General features: G+C 71.6%; 6 protein-coding genes, 1 tRNA gene and 1 pseudogene. 5 read left to right on the top strand and 3 right to left on the bottom strand.

Annotation, left to right across the window (positions count from 1 at the left end):
- Positions 1–1,427 (bottom strand): annotated as a pseudogene (locus ABZ070_RS33480) (hypothetical protein); the annotation flags it as partial.
- Positions 1,428–1,434: 7 nt separating this feature from the next.
- On the bottom strand, positions 1,435–2,448 hold the full coding sequence (locus ABZ070_RS33475; RefSeq protein ID WP_356639487.1) for an SMI1/KNR4 family protein: 1,014 nt from the start codon (positions 2,446–2,448) through the stop codon (positions 1,435–1,437).
- Between the two features lie 232 nt (positions 2,449–2,680).
- On the opposite strand from ABZ070_RS33475, the gene ABZ070_RS33470 reads away from it, so the two are divergent.
- Both ABZ070_RS33470 and ABZ070_RS33465 read left to right on the top strand, forming a co-directional pair.
- Positions 2,681–3,187 carry a YwqJ-related putative deaminase gene (locus tag ABZ070_RS33470; protein ID WP_356639485.1) on the top strand — a complete coding sequence of 169 codons (507 nt, stop codon included), beginning with the start codon at positions 2,681–2,683 and terminating at the stop codon, positions 3,185–3,187.
- Positions 3,188–3,197: 10 nt separating this feature from the next.
- The gene (locus ABZ070_RS33465; protein WP_356639483.1) at positions 3,198–3,689 is read left to right on the top strand and encodes an SUKH-3 domain-containing protein; all 492 of its coding nucleotides are present in this window, start codon (positions 3,198–3,200) and stop codon (positions 3,687–3,689) included.
- A 93-nt stretch (positions 3,690–3,782) separates the two neighbouring features.
- Here the strand turns inward: ABZ070_RS33465 and ABZ070_RS33460 are convergent, their stop codons facing one another.
- Positions 3,783–5,111: a histidine kinase gene (locus ABZ070_RS33460; RefSeq protein ID WP_356639481.1), complete on the bottom strand. Its 1,329-nt coding sequence runs from the start codon at positions 5,109–5,111 to the stop codon at positions 3,783–3,785.
- Between the two features lie 118 nt (positions 5,112–5,229).
- On the opposite strand from ABZ070_RS33460, the gene ABZ070_RS33455 reads away from it, so the two are divergent.
- The 3 genes from ABZ070_RS33455 to ABZ070_RS33445 all read left to right on the top strand — a co-directional run bounded on the left by ABZ070_RS33455 (position 5,230) and on the right by ABZ070_RS33445 (position 8,005).
- Positions 5,230–5,301, top strand: a tRNA-Gln gene (locus ABZ070_RS33455).
- Between the two features lie 153 nt (positions 5,302–5,454).
- Complete coding sequence (gene glmU / locus ABZ070_RS33450) at positions 5,455–6,903, top strand: bifunctional UDP-N-acetylglucosamine diphosphorylase/glucosamine-1-phosphate N-acetyltransferase GlmU (protein ID WP_356639479.1); 1,449 nt, start codon at positions 5,455–5,457, stop codon at positions 6,901–6,903.
- Positions 6,904–7,027: 124 nt separating this feature from the next.
- Positions 7,028–8,005 (top strand): ribose-phosphate diphosphokinase, encoded by a 978-nt coding sequence (locus ABZ070_RS33445; protein ID WP_356639477.1) that lies wholly within the window; start codon positions 7,028–7,030, stop codon positions 8,003–8,005.
- The last annotated feature ends 100 nt before the right edge of the window (positions 8,006–8,105 follow it).

Here is an 8,105-nt window from a genome sequence, read left to right as displayed (position 1 = left end):
CCCATCTGGGCCGGACCGGCCAGCATCGTCGCAGCATGATGCACACCCCCACCGGGCGGCGGCGTCGAACCAGGAGGCGCCGGCGGACCAGGAGGCTGCGGGGCCCCGGGCGGACCAGGAGGCTGCGCCCCCTCCGGACCGAGCTGGGAGACGAGTTGGGTCGGCAGGTAGCCGCCCGCCGGGGCGCCTGGCGCGCCCGGACCCGACGGCGGAGGCGTGGCGCCCGCGCCGGGGCGGGCACCCGGAGTGCCAGGGGCACCGGGCGGCGGCACAGGCGTCGCACCGGCACCGCCGCGCGCACCCCGCGGGGGCAGCACGGCCTTGCTCGTCGCCGCGTCCGCGATGTCCGCGGCTCCGGCGCCCCGGGGCGGCGGGGTCTGCGACGACGACGGCTCGGGCTGCGGGTCCAGCCCCGGCACGATGGCGGTCCTCGGCAGCTGGCTGCCGCCGGACATCAGCGCAGTGGGCGCGTCCGCCGAAACCGACGGCGGAGGCGGGGTGGCGTCGTCCACAGAAACCGGCGGCGCGAACACCGTCGCAGGCAGCGGCACGGACGCGTCGCCCGACCCCGCAGAGGTGGTGTCCGTCCAGCCGTTGCCCGTGCCCGTCGCTCCCGACGGGGTGGCGGGCACGCCGTCGGAGGCCGTCGGCTCGTAGTCGACGGACCCGGCACTCGGCCACGCGGCTCCGCTCCCCGACGTGCCCGAGCCCGATCCGGCCTCCGGCCACGCCGACCCTGCCGAGGCCGAGGCGGAAGCAGAAGCGGGCATCGACGAAGACGACGAGGGCGACGAGGACGAGGGCGAGGACAGGGAAGAGGAAAAACTGCCCGTCGCCTGCGAGGCGTTGGCCCCGATCGACCCCGACGCGTCCGGCTCGCCCGCGTCGGCCGACCGCTCGCCGGCCGGGGAGGGCACACCGGAGGCAGGGGACCCGGAAGCAGGGGACGGCGTCGCGTCCGCCGCCGGAGCGGAGGCGTTGACAGAACCGGCAGCGGCGGCGTCGGCCGCGTCCGCGGCACCGGACCCGGACGAGGCCCGCCGGTCCGGGATGCCCAGCCTGTCGGCGGCGTCCTGGAGCCACTCCGGCGGGCTCAACAGGAACGACGTCTGATTGAGATCGATCCGCTCCGGTGCCTGTGTCCCCGCCGCGGCCGGCGTCTCCTCGGTGCTGCCGTACTCCTCCTCGTACCGGCGGATGACCTCGCCCACCGGCAGCCCCGGCCACAACGTCGCCTCACCGCTGTCCCTGGCGATGACCAGCCGCTGACGACCACCGTCGGAACGGGCACCGCCCTCGCGGTCCTCCGCCCACACCACGAACCCGAGCTCGAACTCGCGCACCCGCACCTCACGGTGCTGATACGCGGGCACGTCGCCGTTGACCCACTCCTCGGCGCGCTCCTGCGCCTGTGCGAAAGTCACCATCGGACCATCACCCCTCGCCCGAAACCGGAACGGCCCGCGCGAAGCCGCCGTCCACCATCAGATTCGCCACGGTCTCCAGCTCCGGCGGATTGCCCGCAAGCCGCTGCAGAAGCGCGTCGAAGTCCTCGCCGCAGGGCAGCAGCAGCCGCTCCACACGCTCCTGCACGTTCCACCCGTCCTGGTCGCGGGCGTCGTCGTACGCGCAGAACCACGCCGACCCCACGTCCGCCCCCTTCACCTTCAGCGCGAGGATCCCGCCCTGGACGAAGGCGACGCCCAGGTAGTCCTTCGTCAGATGGTCCCGCAGGCACTTGTTGACGTACACCAGGTCGTTGACCGCGGCCTCTTCCCGGATCGTGAAGAACGGCTGGTCCACCAGCAGGCCCAGCTCCGCGTCCAGCGCCGCGCCGACCGGGGCGGAACCGCCCGCGGCCTTGAGGAAGGAGCGGTACGCGCCGGGAAGGCTGTATCCGAGGTCCTCCTCGATGTGGCGGAGCTGCTGCTCGGTCACCGACAGCGCACCCTTCGGCAGGCCGAAGTGCGCGGGCCGTGTCTCCTGCAGCGGGCGCGTGCCCCGCTTGTCCTGGTCCACCACCGCCGTCGCCAGACCGCCGTGGTGCCGCAGCAGCGCCTTCACCTCGACCGGTACGAGCTCGAGCCGCCGCGACCCCCGCACGTGGTGCCACGTCCAGCCGTGCGGCGTCGCCACCGCGGGGATCGTGTCCCACAGCGGGTGGCCGTCCGCGTGCAGTGCGGCGTTCGCCGAGACGTAGTCCGTGAGGCGCAGCTCGTCCACGCCGAAGCCCTCGGGGGGCTCGGCGATCTCGGCGGCCGCGCGCGCGTACGGCGAGAAGTCCGGGTAACCGTCGTCGTCCATCCGCACCCCTCTGGGGTGACGGGAGGCCCGGACCGGATCCGGGAAGTGCACGACCTGCCCGGCGTAGGCCGCATTCGGTGGCGCGGTTGGTGCGCCGGCCCCGGGGCCCGTAGCTGCCCCCAGGCCTTGCCGACCTGTCGTCATGGCGTTCTGCCCCCTGCTGGCTTCTGGCTGGTTCAGCACAGCCTAAGCGGTGGGGCAAGAGTGGCGGCCGGGCCTCCGGTTCCGTGACCAAGAGTCACTTTCGAGTGACCCAAGGGCCCCATGGTGACACCGGGTCGACACGTTTCAGCTACCCAGCTTCCTTACGTGCCACCCCATTTGGCAGGCTGTCTACCCGCACCACGGGGGAGTGCACGGGAGGGACGGCAACACCATGCACACAGCGCAACCAGGCACATCCGGTGATCCACGCCTCAGCTGGATCTCCGACGAGTCGGGACGGGCCCCGGGACTCCGGCACCGTCGTGACGGAATCCTGCCCGCCGTCGCCGCCGCACTCTCCGTACGCGGCGAGACCCTCACGTGCACCGCCGGAAAGGGAGACCGGCCGCCTCCGCTCCATCCGCTCGTGCAGGATTTCCTCGACACCCTCACCAGTGGTCAGCGGGAGCGCTTCACGGGGCGATGTCCGGAGGCGATCCTGCTCTCCCGGCACCTCGGCGCCGCGGAGAACCAGCGCTCCAAGCGTGCGCAGCGAAAGCCCCTCACCCACGGCGAGGCCCGGCGGTCGCTCAAGCACTCCAAGCTCACCGCCCGCCGTATCCGCGAGGACGGCGACCCGCTGCACGGCAGCTACGCACCGCCGTGCCGGTCGTGCACCGCGATGCTCGACCACTTCGGCGTACGCCCCGTCGATCCGACCGCACCCGAGAACGGCTGAACCGCGACCGATGCCCGACCACCTCAGCACCACTCGGTTCCCCGTCGCCGTCGACGCCGCTCTGCGTGAGGCGGGCTGGCAGCCCGGCCGCTGGGACATCAAGCAGGCCGAACACTGGGCGGACACCCTGCGCGCCCATGTCTCCCCGGCCGGCCACCAGCACACCGTCTTCCCCGCTGCCGTCGAGGCCTGGGCCGAATTCGGCGGACTGACCGTCACCGCGCCCGGCCCGGGGCGCCAGTACGCGCCCGTTCCGCTCCACTTCGATCCGCTCGCCGGCCTCCATCTGGCCCGTACCCTCGCCGACCTCGGCCGGGCCCTCGACACCGAGATCTCTCCGCTGGGTATGGAGGGCGACCAGCAGGCGGTGCTGGCCATGGACGTCGAAGGCCGCGTCTACAGCGTCGACCACACCGGCGACTGGTACCTGGGCCCGGACATCGACCAGGCGCTGACGACCCTCGTCACCGGAATCCAGCCGATGCGGCTCGTCCCGGGCTGAGCCGGACGGCCGGCCGGGCCACTTCGGCCCGGGCCTGCCCGGGTCGCTTCGGCCCCGGTCGCTTCGGCCCGGGCACCTACCGCACCGCCACCCCTACCGCACGCCGGCCACGGCACGGTCCGGGAGCACCGCGGACACCCGGAAGCCCCCGAGGTCCGTCGGCCCCGACACGAACACCCCGCCCAGGGCGGTCACCCGCTCCCGCATACCCACCAGGCCGTTGCCGCCGCTGGGCAGGTCGGCCTCCGCCGCACCGCCCGCCGCGTCCGGGGCGCCGTTCTCCACCTGCATCGCGACCTCTTCGTCACGATGCGCGAGCCGCACCATCACCTTGGCGCCGACCGCGTGCTTGTGGACGTTCGTCAGTGCTTCCTGGATCACCCGGTAGGCGGTCTGCTCCACCTCCGGCGGATATGCCCGTACGTCTCCCTGCACCGCGAGCTCCACCACCATGCCCGCCTGCCGGGACTGGCCCACCAGCACCTCGATGTCCGCGATGCACGGCCCGTCCTCCGCGGCTGCGGCGGCGGCAGCTGCTGCGGCGGCGCCCACCGCCGCGAGCGGCACCTCGGCCTGCACCCGCGCCTGGGCCTCGCCGGAACGCAGCACACCGAGCATCTCCCGCAGCTCCGTCAGCGCCTGCCGGCCCATGTCCCCCACCAGCGCCGCGTTCTTCACCGCCTTCTGCGGATCCTTCAACGCCACGGCCTGCAGCGCCGCCGCGTGCACCACCATGAGGCTGACCCGATGCGCCACCACGTCGTGCATCTCCCGCGCGATCCGCGTCCGCTCCTCCTGGCGGGCCCACTGGGCGCGCTGCTCCGCCCGGTCCGCCAGCAGCGACAGCTCCTGCTCCAGGCTGTCCGCCCGCTCCCGCAGGCTCTCCATCAGCCGCCGCCGCGCCCCTATATAGAGCCCGAGCAGCACCGGAGGGGCCGTGAGGCCCAGCGACATGGAGGCCGACATCAGCGGCACGTACCAGCCGCCGGGGGCGTCGAAGTCCGCCGACTCGACCTGCTGCCGCACCCGCACGAACGTCACGATGAAGGTCGCCGACAGGGCCATCCCCGCCAGCGTCGCCGTGATCCGCCGGGGCACCTCGGAGGCGGCGAGCGTGTACAGCCCGACGATCCCCATCAGATAGCCCATCTCGGCCGGCGTGGTCGCGACGGACACCAGCACCACGGCGATCGGCCAGCGCCGCCGCAGAACCAGTACCGACCCGACAACCAGCCCGAACAGCACCCCGAACGGCACCGGCAACGCGGCCATGTCCGCGAACCCGACACCCTCCAGCGCACATTCAAAGGCGGAGACGACGGCCAGCCCCACGTCCAGCACGGCACTGCGCCGTCGTCCCCACCACAGCGGGCCACGGGTGGTCGGACCCGTGGCCTCCTGTTGCGCCCCCGTTGTGGTCATGTGTTCCAGCCTACGGGCGGGCGCGAGTCGTTTTCCTACCGTCGCGCGGAGCTCACCTGGCATAGTGTGGGGTGCTGGCTCGGCAACCGAACGCAATGTCCGGTTCCGTTGCATTTCATCCCCCGTGGTGTAATTGGCAGCACTGTGGCTTTTGGTGCCATCTGTTCGGGTTCGAGTCCTGACGGGGGAGCTTTCGGCCTTCGGGCCCGCATCGTCGGATCCACCTCTCGGATCCCGCATCTTTGGGTCTCGACCTACGCGGTCGGGACCCGCGCCCGTTTCCGGCCCGAAACCCCCCGGTATCCTTCGGTTGTCCCACCACCCGAAGCCGAAGGGCATTCACGTGAGCGCCAATCGCCCGGCAGCCGTCGTCGTTCTCGCAGCGGGTGAGGGCACCCGCATGAAGTCGAGGACCCCCAAGGTCCTGCACGAAATCGCCGGGCGCTCGCTCGTCGGACATGTCGTCTCCGCGTCGCGTGAACTGGACCCCGAGCAGCTCGTCGTGGTCGTCGGACACGCACGCGAGCAGGTCGAAGCGCATCTCGCCGAGCGCTTCGCCGGCACCCGTACCGCCTTCCAGGCCGAGCAGAACGGCACCGGCCACGCCGTGCGCATGGGCCTCGAGGAGCTCGGCGGACAGATCGCCGGGACCGTTGTCGTCGTCTGCGGCGACACCCCGCTGCTCTCCGGCGAGACGCTGTCCGCCCTCGCCGCGACACACTCCACCGACGGCAACGCGGTGACCGTGCTCACCGCCGAGGTGCCCGACTCCACGGGTTACGGCCGCACCGTGCGGGACGCCGCCACCGGCGCCGTCACCGCGATCGTCGAGCACAAGGACGCCACCGAGGAGCAGCGCGCGATCCGCGAGATCAACTCCGGCGTGTTCGCGTTCGACGGGCAGCTTCTCGCGGACGCCCTGAAGAAGGTCCGCACGGACAACAGCCAGGGCGAGGAATACCTCACCGACGTGCTCGGCATCCTGCGCGAGGCCGGGCACCGGGTCGGCGCCTCCGTGGCCGGCGATCACCGCGAGATCCTGGGCATCAACAACCGCGTTCAGCTGGCCGAGGCCCGGAGCCTGATGAACGCACGGCTGCTCGAGCGGGCGATGATGGCCGGCGTCACCGTCGTCGACCCGGCCTCCGTACTGGTCGACGTGACCGTGACGTTCGAGCCGGACTCGGTGGTGCACCCGGGCACGCAGCTGCTGGGCACCACCCACATCGCTCAGGGCGCGGAGGTCGGCCCCAACTCCCGGCTGACGGACACGACGGTGCACGCAGGTGCCCGGGTGGACAACACGGTGGCGGATTCGGCCACGGTCGGCGAGGGCGCTTCGGTCGGCCCGTTCGCCTATCTGCGGCCGGGCACGCGACTGGGCGTGAAGAGCAAGGTCGGTACGTACGTCGAGACGAAGAACGCCACGATCGGCGAGGGCACCAAGGTCCCGCACCTTTCCTACGTGGGCGACGCAACGATCGGCGAGTACACGAACATCGGCGCCGCGAGCGTCTTCGTGAACTACGACGGTGAGGCGAAACACCACACCACGATCGGCTCCCACTGCAGGACCGGCTCGGACAACATGTTTGTGGCTCCTGTCACGGTCGGGGACGGCGCGTACACCGCCGCGGGCTCCGTGATCACGAAGGACGTGCCGGCCGGTTCGCTGGCCGTCGCCCGCGGCCAGCAGCGGAATATCGAGGGGTGGGTGGCTCGTAAGCGCCCCGGAAGCGCGGCCGCGCAGGCAGCCGCGGAGGTAACGGAACAGGTCGCCGAGGGGAACTGACCGGAAACGGGTGCGTCGAACTCGGCGTACCGTGATACGTGCACACAAATTCGGCTGGCTCGCGCCCGGGACCCTTGTGTCCAGGACCTTCGCGGCCAGAGAACACGTCTGAGGAGACAGTGCTGTGACCGGGATCAAGACGACCGGCGAGAAGAAGCTGATGCTCTTCTCCGGCCGCGCCCACCCCGAGCTGGCCGAGGAGGTTGCACACCAGTTGGGTGTGGGCCTCGTCCCGACGAAGGCTTTCGACTTCGCCAACGGCGAGATCTACGTCCGTTTCCAGGAGTCCGCGCGCGGTGCGGACTGCTTCCTGATCCAGAGCCACACGGCCCCCATCAACAAGTGGATCATGGAACAGCTGATCATGATCGACGCTCTGAAGCGGGCTTCCGCCCGGAGCATCACCGTGATCATCCCGTCCTACGGCTACGCCCGGCAGGACAAGAAGCACCGCGGCCGTGAGCCGATCTCGGCCCGTCTGATCGCCGACATGCTGAAGACGGCGGGCGCGCACCGCATCCTCACCGTCGACCTGCACACGGACCAGATCCAGGGCTTCTTCGACGGCCCCGTCGACCACCTGTCGGCCCTGCCGGTGCTGGCCGACTACGTGGGCGCCAAGGTCGACCGCAACAAGCTGACGATCGTGTCCCCGGACGCCGGCCGCGTGCGCGTGGCGGACCGCTGGTGCGACCGGCTCGACGCCCCCCTGGCGATCGTGCACAAGCGCCGCGACAAGGACGTCGCCAACCAGGTGACGGTCCACGAGGTCGTCGGCGAGGTCGAGGGCCGGGTCTGCGTCCTGGTCGACGACATGATCGACACCGGCGGCACCATCTGCGCCGCGGCGGACGCGCTCTTCGCGCACGGCGCCGAGGACGTGATCGTGACGGCGACGCACGGCATCCTGTCGGGGCCGGCGGCGGACCGTCTGAAGAACTCGAAGGTGAGCGAGTTCGTCCTGACGAACACGCTGCCGACGCCGGGCGAGCTGGAGCTCGACAAGATCAAGGTGCTGTCGATCGCGCCGACGATCGCCCGCGCCGTGCGCGAGGTCTTCGAGGACGGCTCCGTGACGAGCCTCTTCGAGGAGCAGGCCTGACGCTCCAACGAGAAGGGCCGCCCCGCCCCGCGGGGCGGCCCCTCGTCCCCGTCCGGGTTTTCATTTTGGGGCCGGGCGGGGGCGGGGGCGTGTATGGCCG

Origin of the sequence: Streptomyces sp. NPDC006283 (genome assembly GCF_040613325.1) — a bacterium.
Taxonomy (GTDB): Bacteria; Actinomycetota; Actinomycetes; order Streptomycetales; family Streptomycetaceae; genus Streptomyces.
The sequence above is the reverse complement of the archived record's forward strand: the minus strand, read 5'-3'. Positions and strand labels throughout refer to the sequence as shown.

Coding starts and splice junctions, on each gene's coding strand:
- ABZ070_RS33475 (WP_356639487.1), bottom strand. CDS start 2,448: ATGACGACAGGTCGGCAAGGCCTGGGGGCAGCTACGGGCCCCGGGGCC.
- ABZ070_RS33470 (WP_356639485.1), top strand. CDS start 2,681: ATGCACACAGCGCAACCAGGCACATCCGGTGATCCACGCCTCAGCTGG.
- ABZ070_RS33465 (WP_356639483.1), top strand. CDS start 3,198: ATGCCCGACCACCTCAGCACCACTCGGTTCCCCGTCGCCGTCGACGCC.
- ABZ070_RS33460 (WP_356639481.1), bottom strand. CDS start 5,111: ATGACCACAACGGGGGCGCAACAGGAGGCCACGGGTCCGACCACCCGT.